This is a genomic window from Chloroflexota bacterium, assembly GCA_014360805.1.
Lineage (GTDB): Bacteria > Chloroflexota > Anaerolineae > DTLA01 > DTLA01 > DTLA01.
Window position 1 is genome coordinate 59,397 of the sequence record JACIWU010000003.1, and the last position, 17,209, is coordinate 76,605.

At 65.6% G+C, this 17,209-nt stretch carries 13 protein-coding genes; 4 read left to right on the top strand and 9 right to left on the bottom strand.

Annotated elements, in window-relative coordinates; genetic code table 11:
• Nucleotides 1-132: 132 nt before the first annotated feature.
• A complete protein-coding gene (locus H5T65_01090; protein ID MBC7257822.1) occupies nt 133-1,146 on the top strand; it encodes a carboxypeptidase regulatory-like domain-containing protein in 1,014 nt (337 codons plus the stop codon).
• A gap of 106 nt (nt 1,147-1,252) precedes the next feature.
• Here H5T65_01090 and H5T65_01095 read toward each other — a convergent pair whose 3' ends face one another.
• On the bottom strand, nt 1,253-2,386 hold the full coding sequence (locus H5T65_01095) for a dephospho-CoA kinase (protein MBC7257823.1): 1,134 nt from the start codon (nt 2,384-2,386) through the stop codon (nt 1,253-1,255).
• Nucleotides 2,359-4,251, bottom strand: coding sequence for an ABC-F family ATP-binding cassette domain-containing protein (locus H5T65_01100; GenBank protein ID MBC7257824.1), 1,893 nt, complete (start codon nt 4,249-4,251; stop codon nt 2,359-2,361). The genes H5T65_01095 and H5T65_01100 overlap by 28 nt, the downstream gene beginning before the upstream one ends.
• 239 nt (nt 4,252-4,490) lie before the next feature.
• On the opposite strand from H5T65_01100, the gene H5T65_01105 reads away from it, so the two are divergent.
• Nucleotides 4,491-4,913: an FHA domain-containing protein gene (locus H5T65_01105; GenBank protein ID MBC7257825.1), complete on the top strand. Its 423-nt coding sequence runs from the start codon at nt 4,491-4,493 to the stop codon at nt 4,911-4,913.
• Between the two features lie 298 nt (nt 4,914-5,211).
• Here H5T65_01105 and H5T65_01110 read toward each other — a convergent pair whose 3' ends face one another.
• The 5 genes from H5T65_01110 to H5T65_01130 all read right to left on the bottom strand — a co-directional run bounded on the left by H5T65_01110 (nt 5,212) and on the right by H5T65_01130 (nt 10,196).
• Complete coding sequence (locus H5T65_01110; protein MBC7257826.1) at nt 5,212-6,759, bottom strand: hypothetical protein; 1,548 nt, start codon at nt 6,757-6,759, stop codon at nt 5,212-5,214.
• Between the two features lie 20 nt (nt 6,760-6,779).
• Nucleotides 6,780-7,736, bottom strand: coding sequence for a polysulfide reductase NrfD (nrfD, locus tag H5T65_01115; GenBank protein MBC7257827.1), 957 nt, complete (start codon nt 7,734-7,736; stop codon nt 6,780-6,782).
• Between the two features lies 1 nt (nt 7,737).
• The gene (locus H5T65_01120) at nt 7,738-8,412 is read right to left on the bottom strand and encodes a 4Fe-4S dicluster domain-containing protein (GenBank protein ID MBC7257828.1); all 675 of its coding nucleotides are present in this window, start codon (nt 8,410-8,412) and stop codon (nt 7,738-7,740) included.
• Nucleotides 8,413-8,848: 436 nt separating this feature from the next.
• Complete coding sequence (locus H5T65_01125) at nt 8,849-9,736, bottom strand: slipin family protein (protein MBC7257829.1); 888 nt, start codon at nt 9,734-9,736, stop codon at nt 8,849-8,851.
• 34 nt (nt 9,737-9,770) lie between these two features.
• Nucleotides 9,771-10,196, bottom strand: a complete 426-nt coding sequence (locus H5T65_01130) for a GntR family transcriptional regulator (protein MBC7257830.1) — start codon at nt 10,194-10,196, stop codon at nt 9,771-9,773.
• A gap of 355 nt (nt 10,197-10,551) precedes the next feature.
• Here H5T65_01130 and H5T65_01135 point away from each other — a divergent pair, with 355 nt between their 5' ends.
• Together H5T65_01135 and H5T65_01140 are read left to right on the top strand one after the other, a co-directional pair.
• The gene (locus H5T65_01135) at nt 10,552-12,873 is read left to right on the top strand and encodes a PD40 domain-containing protein (protein MBC7257831.1); all 2,322 of its coding nucleotides are present in this window, start codon (nt 10,552-10,554) and stop codon (nt 12,871-12,873) included.
• Nucleotides 12,874-12,924: 51 nt separating this feature from the next.
• Entirely contained in the window at nt 12,925-15,906 is a 2,982-nt protein-coding gene (locus H5T65_01140; GenBank protein MBC7257832.1) for an RtcB family protein, read from the top strand.
• On the opposite strand, the gene H5T65_01145 is transcribed toward H5T65_01140, so the two are convergent.
• Complete coding sequence (locus H5T65_01145; protein ID MBC7257833.1) at nt 15,878-16,315, bottom strand: dCMP deaminase family protein; 438 nt, start codon at nt 16,313-16,315, stop codon at nt 15,878-15,880. The genes H5T65_01140 and H5T65_01145 overlap by 29 nt on opposite strands.
• Nucleotides 16,316-16,325: 10 nt before the next feature.
• Nucleotides 16,326-16,943: an FAD-dependent thymidylate synthase gene (thyX, locus tag H5T65_01150; GenBank protein ID MBC7257834.1), complete on the bottom strand. Its 618-nt coding sequence runs from the start codon at nt 16,941-16,943 to the stop codon at nt 16,326-16,328.
• Nucleotides 16,944-17,209 lie beyond the last annotated feature (266 nt).

Genomic DNA, 17,209 nt, shown 5'->3' on the forward strand with positions numbered 1-17,209 from the left:
GAGCAGACTTTTTTCCCAGAATGGCAAGTTTAAAGTTCAAAAACCCCTTGCGACTTTACAGAATATCGTGTATAATAGTATCGTCTGATAGGCCAATCTACCCGACAACCAGGGAAGGGTGGTGCACACGTTGTGAGGATAGCGCGAATCCTCATCAGCAGTGTGGTGCTGGCATGTTTGTGCTTCGTTGCACCCGCGCCGGCCCAAACTCAATATCCGCCGCCCCAGTACTTCCCGCAGACGGGCCATTTCGTGCGGGATGAGTTTCTGGCCTATTTCCGCGCCTATGGCGGCGAGCGTATCTTCGGCTATCCGATCACCGAGGACTTCTACGACCGATACGACGCGGGCTGCCGCACCCAGTATTTCCAGAAAGCGCGCATGGACTTGGTGCCTGGCGTCTTCGGGTCGGCGCGCATCCGCCTGGCGCCCCTGGGCGAGTACCTGGGCAAGCGGGACCCTCCCATCCCCGTCGGCGACATCCCGCTGTCAAGCGACCCGAATCGCCGATACTACCCACAGACGGGCCACACGCTGGGCTACGCTTTCAAGACGTTCTTTGACTTTAACGGCGGCCTGGAGGTATTCGGCTACCCCATCACCGAACTCATGGTGGAAAACGGCATCATCGTGCAATACTTCCAGAAGGCCAAAATGGAGTGGCACCCTGAAAAGCCGAACGACGAACGGGTGCAATTGGCCAACCTGGGAGAGATGTACTTCCACCATGCGCGGCTGAACCCCGCCCTGCTCAGCCGCGTGCCGCCCGCGACGGTGTCTAGCCAGGGGCCGACGCCGCAACCGACGGCCGCCACGTGGCCCCCCTTCCGCCGCCCCGTTACCCAGATGACGGTGTATGTCTCGCTGCGCAGCGCCATCGTCGGCACCAAAGGCAGCCAGACGGTTTCGGTCTATGTGGCCGACCAAGACGGAGAACCCATCGCCGGCGCGACGGTGCTCTGCACTGTTCGCTATCCGCGTGAGGATCGCGTACTCGCAATGCCGGTTACCGATACGGACGGACGCTCCTACCTTACCTTCCAACTGGCCAATCCCCCACCTGGCTACATCGTGTTCGTTGAGGTAACCGCGACCTACGGGCAAGCGAAGGCAGGAGGACGCGCTGCTTTCCTTACCTGGTGGTAGGTTGCGAGTACCATCCTAGAGGGGGGCTACCTCTCCTGCCCGCGAGGAGCCCCCCTCGCTCTTTTCAGGGGAACCGTCGCTGTTCGCGGGGCCAAATGCCCGCAAATCAGCGGAGGGGCTTCACGAAGACCTGTTCGGCTTTGGGGGCGATCTCCTCGGCGACCTCGCGCCAGGGCTTGGACAATTGGGCCCGCGCCATCACCTTGTAGCCGCATCGCGCATGGACTTCGTCCCACAGCGCATTGGCTTTCGGAGGGAACCCGACGATGACCGCCTCGCACTGGAGGATTTTCGCCTCGCCCTCCACGGCTGCGGCCAGGCGGCACATCAACTCATCGGCATCGGGTTCGGGCCCGACGGCCATCTCCTCTATGCAGGCCACCAGGTTGATGGCCTCCCAACTGGCCATGCCCACCACGTGCTCATCGCGGAGCACAAGCCAGTGCGCGCGCTCCATGATGCGGGCGAAGGCGGCTTGCTCGTTCGGCGGCTTGCCGCGCCAGTCCATGCTGGCGAGAAAGCGCGCCAGCGCGGGGACATCATCGCGGGTGGCTCGTCGCAGCACCAGCGGCGGCGCCGCGCCGCCCACCAGCGCCGAAACCTTCTGCCACTGCTGGCGAACCTGCTCCCAGGTTTGCTCCAGCGTGCCACTGTTGTCAATCACCACATCGGCTCGGAATATTTTCTCGGCCTGCGGCGGCTGGGCCATGATTCGCGCGCGCGCCTGGTCCTCGCGCAGAAAGCGCTGCTCCATGAGCCGCTGCATCTGCTGCTGGCGGCGGCACGTTACCACCCACAGCGTGTCGCACTGATCCACCAGCCCCGACTCAATCAGTTTGATCGCCTCCACGACGACGACCGGCTCTTCCGCTTCGGCAATGAGGCGCTGCACCCTCTCCACCACGCCCGGGTGGACGATCTCCTCCAGCGCCTGGAGGGCCTTGGGGTCGTTGAACACGATCTCGGCCAATTTGGCGCGCACGATCTCGCCCTTCTCGTCCAGGATGCCGCGCCCGAACACGTTGACGATGCGCTGCCAAATCGGCGTGCCGGGGATCATCAACTCGTGGGCCAACTGGTCGGCGTCTATGACCCGCGCGCCCAGGTGTCGCAACATGGACATGACCGTGGTCTTGCCGGTGGCGATGTTGCCCGTGAGGCCGATGACATAGGGCTTGCGCCGGCCACGGGCCGATGCTGCCTTGCGCGATGCTACGGTTGTGCGGCGGTCGTCATCCATTCTTCCAGCCTCCGTCGCAGCGTGTCTTCAACTTGCCGATACTCTTCGCCCAACGCGCTAACGGCCTGGACATCCTGGGCCTGGCTGGCGCGGACGATCTCATCCTCCAGGGCTTTCAGCCTGGCCTCAAGGGCCTGAATCTCCTGCTCCACCTGTTGCGCCCGCTGGGCCTGCTTGCGGGCCTGCGTCGCCGAATCGGGGCGACTGGCGCGGCGAGGGGGCGGGGGCGCGGCGGCGCGCTCTTTCGCCCGCCTGCGCTCGCGCTCCCTGGCCTCCAGGTACTCGCTGTAGCCAAAAGGATACACGCGCATCGCGTCGCCGTCAATCACCCATATCTGCGTCGCCAGGGAGTTGATGAAGTAACGGTCGTGGGTTACCACGATCACCGTGCCCGCAAAGTCCAGCAGGACATCCTCCAACACCTCGCGCGACAGCGTGTCCAGGTGGCTGGTCGGCTCGTCCAGCAGCAGGAAGTTCGCCCCGATCAGCGTGAGTTTGGCCAGTTTCAGGCGGGCGCGCTCGCCGCCGCTGAGGTCGCTGACGCGCTTGTACACATCGTCGCCCGAGAACAGGAATCGGCCCAGCAGGTTGCGCGCCTCTTGCAGGGGCACGTTCCGCACATCCAACAACTCGTCCATAACCGTCTTGGCGTCGTCCAGGTCGGCGTGTCCCTGGACGAAATACCCCATTCGCACGTTCGCGCCCACCTGGAAGGCCCCCGCCAGCGGCGGGATCTCGCCCAGGATCGTGCGGAGCAGGGTTGTCTTCCCGCTGCCGTTGGGGCCCAGGACGGCCACCTTCTTGCCGCGCCGCAACACGAAGGCGGGGCAGGAGAACAACCGCTTGCCGTCCCCAGGCCCTTCGCCCCGAAACCCGACGGTCAGGCCGCCGGAAACCAGGACTAGGTCGCCGCTGCGCAGGTCGGTCTGCAGGCGGAGGCTCATGGCGCGCAGGCGTTCGGGCCGCTCCAGCCGCTCCATGTGCGCCAGACGGTGCTCGCGCGACCGCGCCTGTCGGGTGCGCTCGCCCGCCTTGTAGCGCCGAATGTAGTCCTCCAGGCGGGCGATCTCCTCCTGTTGCGCCTGGTATTCGGCCATGCGCTGCTCGTACCGCTGCGCCCGCTGCTCCAGGTACTGCGAGTAGTTGCCCCGATACGCCTCCACCCGCCCAAACGACAGTTCCCAGACGCGGGTCGCCACCTTGTCCAGGAAGAAGCGATCGTGGGCCACGACGATGAACGTCCCCGGCCACTGGGCCAGGTGCTCCTCCAACCACTCTATGGACGCCAAGTCCAGGTGGTTGGTCGGCTCATCCAGCAGCAGGACATCGGGCTGTTGCAGGAGGAGTCGCGCCAGGAGCGCCCGCGTCTTCTGCCCGCCGCTCAGTAGGTTCAGCGGCTTGGCGAATTCCTCGGCAGAAAAGCCGACGCCCAGGAGCACCTGCTCTATCTTGTGGGGATACTCATACCCGCCGAGCAACTCAAACCGCGCCTGCAGTTCGCCGTACTCTTCCATGGCCTCGGCGCGCTCGCGCGGGTCGGCCATCCGCGCCTCCAGCGCGCGGAGTTGCGCCTGCATCTCCAGAAGCGGCTGGAAGGCAGACAGGGCTTCCTCGTACACCGTCCTGGTGGTATCCAATTCGGCGATTTGCGGCAGGTAGCCGATGGTGAGCCCCCTGGCGCGGCTCACCGTGCCCGACGAGGGCGGCTCCAGGCCCGCCAGGATGCGCAGGAGCGTCGTCTTGCCGTGGCCGTTGGGGCCGACCAGCGCGATGCGGTCGCCCCGCGCCACCTGGAGCGAGACATCCAGGAACACGTCCTGCGCGCCGAACGATTTGGAGATACGGTCTGCAATCAGGATGGACATGTAGACTCACGCCTATGTGGAATCGCGGCCTATTATAGCACAGACGGCGCGTGCGCAGGAATGCGGGCACTCGGCGCAAAAATCGCGGAAATGTGCGCGAAAACGGGCTTGACATGCCGCATATGTTGTGCTAGGATAACATCCAGAAGGGTTCTTGAGGCTCACACAGGCAGCGCCCGCGCGCTTCAGCGCACAACATCCCCGCCAGCGTGGGCAATGGAGAGGTGAGGGCAGGCGCGATGCAGACCTTACCGCAGAAGTGGAGAGGGAGGGACTCGGCAGGCCCACCGCCGAGCAGCGGCGCGGATATGACCCTGGCCGACCGAAGCCGCGCGTCCCCCGACGCATGGCTGGAGGTGCGCAAGGATGGGCGCACGACTCGGCATCCCATCCACGGGGACGAGTTCCTCATCGGCCGCGCAGACCACTGCCACCTCATCTTGCAGTCCGAGCGGCGCTATGTCTCCCGCGAGCACGCGCTCATCCTCAAGGCCAACGGCGTCTATTGGATTAGCGACCTGAGCATCAACGGCACGCGACTCAACGGGAAACGGCTGCTTCGCATGCGGCGCGAACGGCTGAAGCCCGGCGACATCATCCAGATTGAGGACTGGGAACTCGTCTTCCGCGTGAGCCTGAGCCACTGCGCGGAAGCCCCCTAGCCGCCCGCGTCCAGCCGCACACAAAAGCAGGTCCCCAGGCGAGCAGTGCCTGGGGACTTCGCACGCTTTGTCCGGCGTGCAGGCCCGCCCGCGGACGCGCGTCAACCTCACGCGCCGCCCGGAACGACGGCCTGTAGCGGAGGATTCGGTTCAGGCGCGCCGGTGTCTAGTGCGCGTCCGTCCGCCGACGCTGCAGCATCTGGCCGATGGCGCCGCCGACGATGGACAGGACTCCGAAGGCTACCAGGGCTACCGGTCCGATGAAGTCGTACATGTCTTATCTCCTTTCACGCGTGAGTTAGGGTTTCTTTCCTGTTGGGTGGCACAGAACACACTTGTTCTGGATATCGGAGATGCCGCGCGCGCTGTGTACCTGCGTCATGCCGTCCGTGGCGTGGCACGTGTCGCAGTGGTATGTGGTGAAGTCGTTCTTGGGATGGCACAGCACGCACGTCTTGGCCGCCCCGTCGTGGTCCTGCGGGAACAGGTGCGCGGCCTTCGTCGGGGCTTCCTCGGCCTTGTGGCACAGCAGGCAGAGCATATTCCCCCAGCCTTCGTGCGTCTCGGGGTACGGCTTGATGCCGCCCGGCGCATGGCACATCAGGCAGTCCTCGCGCCCCTGCGTTGAGTGCAAGATGGGCAACGGTGTTACGCCAGCCGGCTCGTGGCACGTGGTGCACGTGGACTCGGCCCGTCCGGCGTGAGTCGCCACGGGGAACTGCGCGATCTTGCCCTCGCCATGGCAGGCCAGGCAGGCCTCGCGCCCCTCCACGGGGTGCAGGATAGCGGGCGACGGCGCCAGGGAATGGCACGCCAGACACGTATCGTTTGTGCGGTCCTTGTGATCGGCGGGCAGAGCCATCGCGCCCTGGAGGCCATGGCAGGAGCGGCAGTCCTCGCGCCCCTGCGTGGGGTGCGGAATGGCGGAAGCGGCGGCCACCAGCGCCTGGGCCGACTGCGCCCAACCCTGCGGCGTGTGACACAGCGCGCAGTTGTCGTTTCCGAACTCGTGCGGACGCTTGTGGCAGTCGCTGCACACGCCCGACAGGCCCTTGAAGTTGGGCCAGCGGTGGCACGTGAAGCAGTCCGTTGTGGCATGCTTGCCCACCAGTTGGATGGGGTGCACCTTGAGCGTCGTCTGCTTCCACGTCTCGGTAGACGTGTGGCAGTCGCTGCAACTCAGGGCCTGCGCCACGTCGTGCGGCCCCACATGGCACGTGTCGCAGTCGGTCAGCCGTGCGCCCAGGTTGCGCTCCTTGTGGCAGTTCAAGCAGACACTCATGGAGCAGGTCGTCTGCCCCGTAACCGGATCAAAGCCGTGGCCCACCGCCCCGTGGCAGTCGCTGCAATACACCCCGCAGGAAGACCCCTCCCATGCGGCATTGACCACAGCGCCATGAGGCGTGCGGAGGTTGTCGCCCGGGATTTCGGCGGGCAAATTGCGATGGCACGTCAGGCAGTCGGTCGGGTGCGACTTGGATAGGTCGGCGATGAGATTTTGATGCGCGGCGTCCTTGGCCGACCGGTTGGGCGTCCCGCCGTGGCACGTGATGCAACCCAGGCGACCGTGGGGCGTATTCAGCGTGGTCGGGTCAATGTAGGCCGACTTGGCCGTATCCGGCGACTCGGCCGAAGCCGCCAGCGCCTGGGGATCCGTGTGGCACTTGGTGCACTCGGTAGATACCGGAGCCGCATAGTTCACGAAATACAGCGTGGGCACGGGCGTTGCCTTCGGAGACAGCGCCTGACCCACCGGCTCCGCCAGGAGTCCGGCGATAACGGCCACTACCACGACCGCCAATGAGAGAGGAATCAGGTACCACTTGGGCCAATGGGATGGGAACATAGTCCTTACCTCAATTCGCGCTATAGGGCCGCCGGTATGCCGGCATAGACAATCATGTAACGCAGGAGCAGGCCGGCGATGACAATCCCAACGCCGGAGCCAACGCCCGACGTCAGGGAGTGCTGCCCGCGACCGATGGCGTAGGCGTGGACCACAAACGGGAACACCAAACCTACCAGCACCACGCCTATCCAGAAGACAACCGCCAGCGGCCCGTACAGCACCAGTTTGGCCGACTCCGCCGCCGCTCCCCCTGCGCTCAATGCCGAGATGAACAGCAACCCAATGGCGATATTCTCCAACCCGATCAGGAAGATGTGGCTCAGGTCCATGATGCGGAACCGTCGCTGAATCTCGGGGTCCGCGATGGTCGCCGAGATGTCAAAGGTGAGGCCCATGCCCGTGGAGACCGCAGAGATCAGGAAGAGGATGGGCAACATGGGAATCCGCACGAACGGAAGCACCGGCTGGCTCCACAGGGGGATGGCCGGGCCCACGTCGCTGATGAGCACGCCGGTGTACACGGCCGTGGCCACCGCGAAGACGCCCCCCACCGCCGCCACCCATCGGCGATACGTGCGGGCGTTGCGCAAGAGCCAGGGCGCTCGCGCCGACACGAATCCTTTGAGGAACGCCTCGGATTCCATCAACTCCAGGAAGCCATACACCAGGGCCAGCGGGATGAAGATGGTCAGAATCCAGATGCCCCACGTCATCACCGAACTGAAGTGGGTGAACATGTAGAAGATACGCCAGGGCTGCATGCGCCCCGCGCCCAGGTCAAAGATGAGCAACGCGCTGCCCAGGGCCACCAGCGGGCCGCTCACCGTGGCCCCCACCAGCGCCACGGGGCAGAAGTTGCTCCTGTAGCGCCAGCCGCTCAGTTCAAAGAACGCCGCCATCAGAAAGGAGCCCGCGCCAAGCCCGCCGAGGAAGAGGTATATGGCGATCAACCAACCCCAGGCTGTCTGTCCCATCTCACTCCCCCTCAATGATGTAATGCAGGACCGCCGGATGGGTACCGAACTCCGGGTGCAGCGGCTTAGCCTTGCCCGACGCCACCAGTTGGGCCACCTCGCTGTTCGGGTCGTCCAGCCTGCCGAAGATGCGCGCGCCGAGAACACACGACTGCACGCAGGCCGGATCCTTGCCCTCGCTCACCCAGTCCAGGCACAGCCAGCACTTGTCCACCACGCCCCGCTCCTCGTCAAAGGTGCGCGCCTGATAGGGACATGCCACCTCGCAGTATTTGCACCCCACGCACAGTTTCTCGTTGATGAGCACCACGCCGCTCTCGTGGCGATACGTGGCCCGCGTGGGGCACACACGCGCGCAGGGGGCATCGGCACAGTGTTGGCACTGGACCGGGAGGAACCACTGGCGGCCTCTGTCATCCTTCGGCACGATGTGAACGTAACTCTTGCCCTCGGGGAGGTTGTTGCGGATGTTGCAGGCATGGACGCACGCGCCGCAGCCCACGCACTTGGTGGTGTCAATGATGAGGGCATAGCGGGCTTTCGGCGCGTCGGTGCGGGCCAGGGCCGTCTGCGCGGCGGGGGCCAGACCGACCCCCACTCCGCCCGCAGCCGCCACCGCGCCTGTCCCCAGGAGGTATCTCAGAAACGTCCTTCGGGAGAGTTTTGTATCTGACATCGGAATTCTCCTCAGCGTAGCACACCAGGTCTATAGTTATAGTCCACTATAACTATGCACATTATAACACGGTTTTTGGCCGTTGTCAAGATTTCAGGACGAATTTCACAAAGTCTCTTTATCCATTCCGGGCCGCTTGTCCTCACTCATCCTAACGCCAGCCCCCTTCCGAGCACGGTCGGCTCTACGGTATCCGTACGTGGCCCGAATGTCCACCTCAACCATCCCCTCCTCAGCCCTCCCCTTCTCTCCGCCGGCGTAGAGGGAAGGGGAGGGTGCGGGAGGGGTTGGGTGAGGTCAAAAGCCCCGCGACGGTGAAGACCCCAAGGGTCTCCGGGACCCTTGGGGTCTTTGCGTTGCCCCCACAGGGCGAGCAGGCCCGCGCGTCGCGCCACCCGCGAGCGGGACGCGCCCCGCCATGCCCGCCGCAGAACCGTCAGGAATTCGTCTCGTCCTTGGCGGCCTTCTCGCCCAGCGCGCTCAGGCCCGCAATCGTCCCTACATCGCGCATCTCATCATAGGGCACTACCACCAGCGAGCCGCGCTCTTTCACGCCCTCCATGATCATGTTGAGCGTGCGCAGGCGAAAGGCCATCGGGTGATCCTCGTACTGGCGGGCGGCTTCCAGAAAACTCTGGGCGATCTGCTGTTCGGCCTGGCCCAGGATGATCCGCGCCTGGCGCTCGCGTTCGGCCTGCGCCTGCCGCGACATGGCGTCCTCCAGCGCCTCGGGGATCACGACATCCCGAATCTCCACCGACTCCACGGTAATGCCCCAGGGCGTCGTGCGGTGGTCTATGATCTGCTGCAACTCGGCGTCTATCTTCTCGCGCCCGACCAGGATGTCGGCCAAATCCATCTTGCCGATGATGTCGCGCAGGGCCGTCTGCGCGGCCCAGGCGATGGCCATGCGATAGTTCTTCACCTCCAACGCCGCCTTCGTGGCATCCCACACTACCCAGAAGAGCACCGCGTCCACGTTTACGGGCACGGTGTCGCGGGTGAGCGTCTTCTCGGCGCCGAAGGGCGTTACCATCATCCGATGATCCACCCAGGCGGCGATGCGGTCCACCAGCGGGATGACCCAGAAGGAGCCAGGCCCGGCCACGCGGTGGAACTTGCCGAGCCGCAGGATCACCGCCCGCTCCCAGTGCTGCGCCACCTTGAACCCGAAGAGCAGGCCCACCGCCGCAAGGTACAGGGGAATCCCCCAGCGCCAGTCGCCGGCCCACGTCGCCACGCCCAGCCCTGCGCCCACGGCCACCGCCGCCATCACGAGGGACAGGGCGTTGAACGCCTTGAACTGGAAACTGGCCCCTTCCATGAACCGCCCGCGTACGATCTCTTCTTCCATCGCGCTACTTCCTCCCCGCATCTGTGGGCGATTGCCGCACTGTAGTTCGCCATCGCTCCATGTGTTGCTCAAAGGCTCGTTGCACTTCCTCCGCATCGTACCCCAGATTCAGCGCTTCCACAAAAAGGCCCTCCACCAGGCCCTGCAACCGCAGGGCGCGCACGTCCTGCAACTGCGTGTTGGGATTCGGCTCCGAGACGAAGGTGCCCCGCCCCCGCTGGATGGTGAGGAGGCCCTCTTTCTCCAACTCCGCGTAGGCGTGGGCCACGGTGTGCAGGTTGACGGTGAGACTGACCGCCAGTTCGCGGATGGTGGGCAACTGCTGCCCAGGCTGGAGCACGCCCGACGCGATCAGATGCTTGATCTGATCCATGATCTGGACGAAAATCGGGATGCTGCTTTTCGGGTCAATACGGATGGGAAAATCCATGATGCTCCCGCGCTCCGACGCCTTTTCGGGTATCGGTTTACTATAACTCTATAACACGCTGCCGCTCTTGTCAAGCCGGAGGACCGCAGGGCGTATTCGCATGCCTGCCCCGCCTGCGACGCACCTTGGATACCGGCCCCTGGCCTACGGCGGCTACGGGAAGCCGCCCCGCGCTTAACCTCACCTAACCCCTCCCGCACCGCCGCGCGCCCCCGCATGACGTGCGCCAGCAAGCCCCCGGCCCAAGCCGCGCCGGGGGCCGACCGAGCGCCCCCGACGCATTTGCCAATCCGGCGCGGTGCCCTCTATAATGTAGTATCGGTTTCGCCGTTGGTTTCACAAAGGCGGTGAAGAGATGTTTACCAGGACGCATTTCCTGACGGTTGGGATCCTGTGCGTCGTCGTGCTGGGGATGGCGTCGGGGTGTTCCTTCTTCCGCACGCCCGCGCCCCCCGCGCCCTCCGCGACGCCATCCGTCGCGCCCTCGGCCACGCCCGCGCCCTACTTCGGGCCGATCTCCTTCGCCCCCGAGCCTCCGGCGCCTGGCCGCGTAACCGAGGCCACCTCCACGTTCCCACCCGGAACGCAGAGGGTCTGCGCCATCTGGGCCTACCGCGGAATGGCCCACGGGATGCCCTACGCGCTGCGCTGGTACTGGAATGGCGCCCTGTGGCGCGAGGAATCGTTCACCTGGGACGAGACGCGCGACGGGACCGAGGGCCTCGCCAAGTACATTACTCTGGAAGACGCCCACGGCCTCATCAGCGGGGACTATCGGCTTGAATTGCTCCTCGGCGGCCAGCAGGTCCAGATTGCGACCTTCACCATCCAGTCGCCGCCCATCCCCACGTTCACGCCCACGGCCACCCCTCGGCCCACCGCGACCCCCAGGCCCGCCCCGACGGCCACGGCCACCGTCGCGGCAGAGTCGCCGGTGCGCCAGGCGCGCGCCGCCCTGGTCAAGATCTTCGTCCCCGACGATGCCGGAAACGTCATCGCTTCGGCGTCCGGGTCTTTGGTGGACAGCCGCGGCCTGATCTTGACCAACTGGCACGTGCTCTGGGATAAGGAAAACTACGACGCGCCGCGAAACTCTGCGGGCGAAGTGTACGTGGGCCTATATCGCGCGGCCGATGTCCCGGCAAGGATAGAGTACGTCGCCCAGTATCTGGCCTACGACAAGGACCTGGATTTGGCCGTGTTTTCCATCACGCGCCGCTACCAGGGCAGCGCGGGCCCGTTCCCGCCGTTCCCCACGGTGCGGCTGGGCAATTCGGACTTGGTGGACGCGCCCGACCCCATCTTCATCCTGGGCTACCCGGCGCTGGCCCAGGGATATCCCTCGGTAACCCGGGGCGTTGTGTCGGGGCGCACCCGCGACGAGACCGGCGAATGGATCACCACCGACACGGAGTTCAGCCCGGGCAACAGCGGCGGCATGGCCCTGAACAGCCGCGGCGAACTCATCGGCGTCCCAAGTCAAATCTGGTACTGGAGCGATCTCCCCGCCAAGATGGGTTACGTGCGTCCCATCAACCTGGCCAAGCCGCTGCTGGAAGAGGCGCGGCTGCGGCTGGTTGAGCGTTGGCCCACCCCGCCGCCTCCGCCGCCGACGGGCCTTGTCGTGGGCGGGCGCGCTTCCGTTACCGCACCCGACGGGCTGAACATCCGCAGCGGCCCGGGTCTGGCCTACGCCGTGCTGTGGAAAGCACCCTATGACACCCGCGTTACCATCCTGGCCGGGCCGCAGTGGGCCAACGCCATCCCATGGTATCAGGTCTCCGTGGACGAAACCGGGCTGATCGGCTGGTGCAGCGGCAACTACCTGCAACCCGTGTCGCCGGTGGAACCCGCCACCGAGGCGCTCATCGCCTTCGCCTCCGACCGCACCGGCAACTGGGACATCTACGTGATGCGCCCGGACGGTTCCGCTGTGCAGAACCTGACGCAGCACCCGGCCAAAGATGGCTCTCCGTCCTGGTCGCCCGACCGCCGATGGGTCGCCTTCTCATCCGACCGAGGCGGCGATGCCGACATCTATCTCCTGGACATGGGCAGCGGGTTGAATCCGCCCGCGGTCATCCCCGCCATCCAGGGCCCCGGCGATCAGATTCACCCCGCCTGGGCCAGGGACGGCCAACGCCTGGCCTACGTGTCCGACGAGGACGGCGACTGGGAAATCTTCATCAGCCGGATTGACGGCAGCGAGAAGCGGCAACTGACCTACAACTGGGCCTGGGACAGTTTCCCCACCTGGTCGCCCGATGGCAGGCAAATCATCTTCACCTCGGCGCGCGACGGCAACTTTGAACTGTACGCCGTGGACGTGGCGACGGGCGCAGAGCGGCGGCTGACGAACCACCCCGCCTCGGACGCCTTCCCGGCCTACTCGCCCGACGGCTCGCGCATCGCCTTCGTGTCGGCGCGCAGCGGCTTGCTGGAACTGTACACCGCCGACCCGCGCAACGTGGAGGGCACGCTCACCCGCATCACCGACAGCGCCGGCCATCCACTGCCGAACCGCTACCCCGACTGGTCGCCCGATGGCCGCTGGATCGTGTTCACCTCGTGGCGCGACGGCCAGGGCGAAATCTACCGAATCTCGGCGGCGGGCGCCGGGCTGACACGGCTGACCAACGCGCCGGGGGACGACGAACAAGCCGCGTGGAACCAATAGCCGTCCCTCGGCTTCGCCTCACTCCAGATTGCGGAAGATGAGGAGGAACCTATGATCACCAAGAAGGATTTCATCAAGATCAACGACTATCTCTGGGAGATTCCGAAGACGTTTCGGGCCGACATGCGCGTTCCCGCGCGCATCTACGCCGACGAGAAGATGCTGGAGACCGCGCTGAAGGATCGCTCGGTGGAGCAGTTGGTCAACACGACGACGCTTCCGGGCATCGTCGGCTACGCCCTGGCCATGCCCGACATCCACCAGGGATACGGCTTCAGTATCGGGGGCGTGGCGGCGACGCGCTATCCCGACGGTGTGATTTCCCCGGGCGGCGTCGGCTATGACATTAACTGCCTCGCCGGCGACAGCCTGGTGTTGAGCGCCCTGGGCTACACCCGCCCCATCGCGGAGATGGAAACCGCCTGGCGGGACGAGTCTCTGGCTTGCCAGTCGCTATCGGCCAACCGCGAGGCCAGAACCGGCATCGTGCGATTCATGCGCCAACGCCCCCGCGCCCCACTCCTGCGCGTCCGCACGGCTTCGGGCCGCACCGTTACCGCCACGGCAGATCACCCGTTCTGGACGCCGGACGGCATGAGGCCGCTGGGCAAGATTCGCGAAGGCGAGGTGGTAGCCGTGATGGGGTTTGACGGCGTTCCCTACGAGCCGCCGTCCGACGCCATCATCCTCACGCGCGCCGAGATAGAGGCCACTGCGCGACGCCTGGGCAAAGGGCGATTGGGCAGCGCGCTGTCGCAGATCATCGCGCAGTTGGAAAAGCGCGGCCTGTTGCCCTTGCGCTACTCCTCGCCCGCGCTGCCGCATCTCCTGCGGCTGATGGGCGTGGCCTGGGGCGATGGCGCTCTCACGCTGCACAGGAACGGCAAGGGCACCCTCTGCTGCTACGGCAGGGTGGAGGACCTGGAAGATTTGCGGGCCGACGTCCGCGCCATCGGGTTCACGCCGTCCCGCGTGTACGCGCGCACGCGCCATCATGCCATCCGCACGCCTTACAAAGCGTATGAGTTTGACAACCTGGAGACCTGGTTCAAGGTCAGTTCCACAGCCCTTGCCGTCCTGCTGGCGGCCCTTGGCATGCCCCTTGGCAACAAGGCTCGCTCGGACTGGCGGATGCCCGAATGGCTCAAGCGAGCCACGCTCTGGCAGAAACGGCTGTTCCTGGGCGGGCTGTTCGGCGCGGAGATGAACGCTCCCTCAACCGTTACCGACCACGATTACAACTTTGAGGCGCCAACCGTCTCTGTGAACAAGCGCGCCCCCTTTGTGCAAAGCGGGCTGGAGTGGCTGCGCGACATCGCCGACCTTCTGGCGGAATTCGGCGTGCAAACGCTGCCCATCAGCCAGCGGGCCGAACAGGTGAACGCGGACGGCTCCCGGTCTATCCGCCTGCGTTTGAGCGTCGCGTCGTCGCCGGAAAACCTGATCCGCCTGTGGAGCCGCGTGGGGTTTGAGTGCCACCGCGAGAAGCGCGCCCTGGCGAGCGTAGCCGTGATCTACCTGTGCCTGAAACAGCAAGTGCTGGCCCAGCGCGAGGCGATAGCCGAGCAGGTGCAGGCCATGCGCGCCGAAGGCAGAACCGTCCAGGAAATCAAGGATGCCACGGTCGGGCCATTCGCCAACGAGCGCTTCGTGGAACGTTCGCTGTGGGAAGGCCGAAGCGCCGCCCCGCGAGTAGGGCAGGCATTCATCCCGTTCTCGCGATTCCTGGACGAAGCGACCGCGGGGCTGGGGATGTCCGGCATGGTCTGGGACACCGTCGTGAGTGTAGAACCCGCGGACGATAGCCAGGGGGACGTGTACGACTTCACCGTCGCCCACGAGGAGCACAATTTCATCGCCAACGGCTTCGTGGTGTCCAACTGCGGCGTGCGCCTGCTGGCATCCGGGCTTAGCGCCAGCGCCGTCAAGCCGCTGATGGGCGACCTCATCAACGTCCTGTACAACACCGTGCCCAGCGGTGTGGGCGAGACCGGCCCCATCAAACTCTCCAACAAGCAACTGGACGAGGTGCTGGTGAGGGGCGCGGAATGGGCCGTGAGGGCGGGCTACGGCAGCGCAGAGGATCTGGACCACCTGGAGGAGCGCGGGGCTATGCCCGGCGCCGACCCGTCGGCCGTGAGCGAGCGGGCCAAATCCCGCGGACGCAACCAACTGGGCACGCTGGGATCGGGCAACCACTTCCTGGAGGTGCAGGAGGTGGAGGAAATCTACGACGAGGAGGCCGCCAACGCGCTGGGGCTGTTCAAGGGGCAACTGGTGGTGCAGATTCACTCCGGCTCGCGGGGCCTGGGGCACCAAGTGTGCACCGACTACGTCCGCTCGCTGCAAAGCGCCGTGCAGAAATACGGCATCCGCCTGCCCGACCGCGAACTGGTGTGCGCGCCGCTGAACTCGCCCGAGGGCAAGGCATACTTCGGGGCCATGGCCGGCGCGGCCAACTACGCCTGGGCCAACCGCCAGTGCCTGACCCACATGACCCGCCAGGCCTTTGAGCGCGTCCTCGCGCCCAAGTTCCGCGACTGGCACCTGCGCGTCGTGTACGACGTGGCGCACAACATCGCCAAGATAGAGGAGTACGCCATAGAGGGCAGGCCGACCAAACTGTGCGTGCACCGTAAGGGGGCCACGCGCGCCTTCGGGCCGGGGCATCCCTCGCTCCCGCCGGACTACCGCGCCATCGGCCAGCCGGTGCTGATTCCCGGCGACATGGGCACGGCATCTTACGTGCTGGTGGGCACCAGCCGGGCGATGGAGGAGACCTTCGGCTCCGCGGCGCACGGCGCCGGGCGGTTGCTGAGCCGCGCCGAAGCCAAGCGCCAGGTGCGCGGTGAGAAACTGCGCGAGCAACTCAAGGCGCATGGGATTGAGGTGCGCGCCGGCAGCATGGCCGGCCTGGCCGAGGAAGCCCCCGAGGCGTACAAGGACGTGGACGCGGTGGTGGACACCATCCACGCCGCTGGCATCGCCCGTAAGGTCGCGCGCCTCAGGCCGCTGGCGGTGATGAAGGGGTAGAGTCCCCATCGGGCGCGTGCACCACCTCCAGCCCCGCCAGAATTGCCTTCGCCAGCGGGTCGGGGTAGTCCTCGGCGTACACCACGCGCCGAATCCCCGCGTTGACGATGCTCTTGGCACACCACGAGCACGGGAAGTGGGTGGTGTACAGCGTGGCGCCCTCAATGCTGATGCCGAATCGCGCCGCAAAGTTGATGGCGTTCTGCTCGGCGTGCGCGCCGCGGCACAGTTCGGACCGCTGGCCCGACGGAACGCCCTCGCGCGCGCACCCGATGTCCAGGCAATGAGGCTGGCCCGCGGGCGCGCCGTTGTACCCCGTGGACACAATCTGCTTGCCCTTCACGATTACCGCCCCCACGTGGCGGTGCAGGCACGTGGACCGACTCGCGACCACGCGGGCGATGTGCATGAAGTAGGCGTCAAGACTTGGCCGTTCGCTCACGAATCAAATCCTCAAAGACCGATGGCGCTTGCTCGTACAGGATGTCCAGGATGCGGTTGGCGACTTCGCGGATTTCCCATTGGGCAGCGCGATCCAATCCCCGCGTCTTGATGAAGTGCCGCCACGAACGGAAGTTCATCGTAACCACGATGCGGGTCGCCGTGGCGTTGGGCAGGAGAAACCGCGCGTCCTCCTTGAAAATGCCCCGCTGGCGAAGTCGGCGGTACGCCTCGGACAGGCCCTCGGTGGCCTGCTGCCAGACCGCCATGGCCTCCGGGTCGCCGGCGACGGAAGGCGGGACCACGTACTCGGGTGCGGACAGGTCCACATACCGCTGCGACTCCTGCGAGTAACTGGCGATGCGATGGCGCACCAGTTGGTGGGTGCAGGCCCTGGACACGCCCGAGATTTCAAACGTGGCCGAGGCGTGCTCAATCAGGCTCTCGTGCCCCTCGCGTACCCGCGCCATCAGGAACTTGCCCGGCTCGCCGCGCGACTCGGACCGATAGCACACGCGCCCCGCGTGCTCCAGCAACTCCTCGGGCGTGCCGTTGCCGCGCAGGTAGCGCGTGATGGCGATGAGTTCAACCTGCATCCCGTCTGTCCTCCGGTGGGGGATGCGGCATTATACCCCGGCCGCGCGCCGCCTGGCAAACGCAAGTAGGGCAGGTTTCCATACCTGCCCCTTGTCTCCGGCGGCTATGGAAAGCCGCCCTACGCGCCTACTATTCTCCATTCGTGTGGGTTCGTGTTATTCGTGGATAACAAGCGTAGGGCGGGTTTCCACACCTGCCCGTCTCTGGCGGCTATGGAAAGCCGCCCTACGCGCCTACTATTCTCCATTCGTGTGGGTTCGTGTTA

Excerpts from the sequence above, each read along its gene's own strand:
- H5T65_01110 (MBC7257826.1), bottom strand. The coding sequence starts at position 6,759 with ATGTTCCCATCCCATTGGCCCAAGTGGTACCTGATTCCTCTCTCATTG.
- H5T65_01125 (MBC7257829.1), bottom strand. The coding sequence starts at position 9,736 with ATGGAAGGGGCCAGTTTCCAGTTCAAGGCGTTCAACGCCCTGTCCCTC.
- H5T65_01105 (MBC7257825.1), top strand. The coding sequence starts at position 4,491 with ATGCAGACCTTACCGCAGAAGTGGAGAGGGAGGGACTCGGCAGGCCCA.
- nrfD (MBC7257827.1), bottom strand. The coding sequence starts at position 7,736 with ATGGGACAGACAGCCTGGGGTTGGTTGATCGCCATATACCTCTTCCTC.
- thyX (MBC7257834.1), bottom strand. The coding sequence starts at position 16,943 with ATGCAGGTTGAACTCATCGCCATCACGCGCTACCTGCGCGGCAACGGC.
- H5T65_01130 (MBC7257830.1), bottom strand. The coding sequence starts at position 10,196 with ATGGATTTTCCCATCCGTATTGACCCGAAAAGCAGCATCCCGATTTTC.
- H5T65_01095 (MBC7257823.1), bottom strand. The coding sequence starts at position 2,386 with ATGGATGACGACCGCCGCACAACCGTAGCATCGCGCAAGGCAGCATCG.
- H5T65_01120 (MBC7257828.1), bottom strand. The coding sequence starts at position 8,412 with ATGTCAGATACAAAACTCTCCCGAAGGACGTTTCTGAGATACCTCCTG.
- H5T65_01100 (MBC7257824.1), bottom strand. The coding sequence starts at position 4,251 with ATGTCCATCCTGATTGCAGACCGTATCTCCAAATCGTTCGGCGCGCAG.
- H5T65_01145 (MBC7257833.1), bottom strand. The coding sequence starts at position 16,315 with ATGCACATCGCCCGCGTGGTCGCGAGTCGGTCCACGTGCCTGCACCGC.
- H5T65_01135 (MBC7257831.1), top strand. The coding sequence starts at position 10,552 with ATGTTTACCAGGACGCATTTCCTGACGGTTGGGATCCTGTGCGTCGTC.
- H5T65_01140 (MBC7257832.1), top strand. The coding sequence starts at position 12,925 with ATGATCACCAAGAAGGATTTCATCAAGATCAACGACTATCTCTGGGAG.